Raw genomic sequence first — 1,748 nt, 5'->3', positions numbered from 1 at the left:
TGGGAGGCCTCAAGCCAAGCGACATCCCGGAACTGGGCAAGCCGAAAGACGGCGCAGAGGAAGAACTCAAACCCTACACCCTGCAGGATTTACCCGGTCTGAAAGTCGCTATCGCGACGCTGACGACATGCACGCCAGAACCCGGAAGCACGTTGTTCAAGGGCGAGCAGGCGTACTTCCGGGACATCTATGTGCATTCCAAACTGTTGGTGGTGGACGATGTGTTCAGCTTGCTCAGCTCCGCGAACATCAACACCCGAAGTCTGCATACCGACTCGGAGTTGGGCCTGGCGGCACCGGATGCCGAGTTGGCGAAACATTGGCGGGAGGCGTTGTGGAAGTCGCATGTGGGGAAGTCATTTGACGATGACAAGGGGCGGTGTGATGCGGCTAAAAACTTCAACAAATGGAATGAAGTGATGGATAAGAACTGGGAAAACAAAAACAAAAATGAACCGCTAATCGCCCATTTGACACGCTTCTGGGATGTGGAGACACCGTATGCCAAAGCCATTGACTAAAACCCTCTCTTTTTGCGGTCTCATTTTTTCCATCTTATTGAGCGGAGCTCCGGCTATGGCCTATCCCACCTTTACCTGTGCGTACGAAAAAGACCATAACCCACCGTTGGATGCGGAGGCTGACCAATGGTTTAAACGGGCTCGTTATCTGGAGGGAGAGTTGGGGCATTGGCCCGAGGTAGTCGCACTCTATGAAAAAGCCATTGCTAAAGATCATTGGAAGGCAATGCATAATCTCGCTCAGCTGTATCGCGTTGGTGAGCCGGGATCCGAAAAAAATCCCGGAATAGCAGTCGATACCAGCAAGATGCTCGACCTCTACGAACGTATGATAAAACTCAAAGTCCCGCTGGGTTATTACAATTGGGCTGTGGTGGCCGAACGTGGAGTCGGTGTATTGAAGTCGGACCGCATGGCAAGCTCCTACATGTTCCAGGCCGCGCAATTGGGCAGTCCCTTAGCACAGGTTCAATTAGGCCGGTACTTCGCTTTTGCGCTCCCAAGGGATAAACAGGATGATGACATGGCCGAGCGTTATTACCGATGTGCGGGCGCTCAGGAAAATCCTTATGCCATAGAAAAAACTGCAAGTTTTTATGACACAGCTAAAAAAATAAACCACGCTCGCTATTCTATTATCAGCGCGCCGCATCTATGGGTAGTTCTATAGGCTTTAGCTATCTCAGTGGGGTATTTGAATCTGATCCTGAACACATATATAACTTTGGATATCGGCCAGATTCTGAGCTTCATGAGCTATATATCGAACTATGGAAACAAACTGATGCTAACCCTGCGTTACGCTTCCCTAATCTTATGAAAGACCACCCGTTACCCGCTCACCCTATACAAGGCTTTGACGCCGAGCATCCGGACCGCCGGCCTGAGATATGAGTTATTTTACTCAGCCGGAAAAGCCTCGGCTCCTGCGTGGACGGTTCATTAAGGCGACGTTTTTTTGTGCCGCCGGCCTGTTGGGAATACTCAATGGCACTTCGGCTATGGCCTATCCCACCTTTACCTGTGCCTACGAAAAAGACCATAACCCACCGCTGGATGCGGAGGCTGAACGCTGGTTTCAACAGGCCCGTGCGCTCGAGAAAACTCGAGGGGTAAAAAACTGGCGAAGCATCGTCGGGCTGTACGAGAAAGCCATCGCTAAAGATCATTGGAAGGCGATGCACAACCTGGCGGGGCTCTATCGCACGGGCTGGCCCGGACAGCCTG

General features: G+C 51.7%; 2 protein-coding genes and 1 pseudogene. All 3 read left to right on the top strand.

The genetic code is table 11. The features are described 5' to 3' along the window. The coding region (locus AACY45_RS27000; RefSeq protein WP_339548479.1) for a phospholipase D-like domain-containing protein at positions 1–521 on the top strand (521 nt) is incomplete at its 5' end. After that, positions 502–1,191, top strand: a complete 690-nt coding sequence (locus tag AACY45_RS26995; protein ID WP_339548478.1) for a tetratricopeptide repeat protein — start codon at positions 502–504, stop codon at positions 1,189–1,191. The genes AACY45_RS27000 and AACY45_RS26995, both read left to right, overlap by 20 nt. A gap of 331 nt (positions 1,192–1,522) precedes the next feature. After that, positions 1,523–1,748: pseudogene (locus AACY45_RS26990) on the top strand (tetratricopeptide repeat protein); the annotation flags it as partial.

The sequence above is a fragment of the Pseudomonas sp. RA_35y_Pfl2_P32 genome, assembly GCF_963970735.1.
Lineage (GTDB): Bacteria > Pseudomonadota > Gammaproteobacteria > Pseudomonadales > Pseudomonadaceae > Aquipseudomonas.
Note: the sequence above shows the minus strand (reverse complement) of the source record. Positions and strands in the feature narration are given on the sequence as shown.

Coding starts and splice junctions, on each gene's coding strand:
- AACY45_RS26995 (WP_339548478.1), top strand. CDS start 502: ATGCCAAAGCCATTGACTAAAACCCTCTCTTTTTGCGGTCTCATTTTT.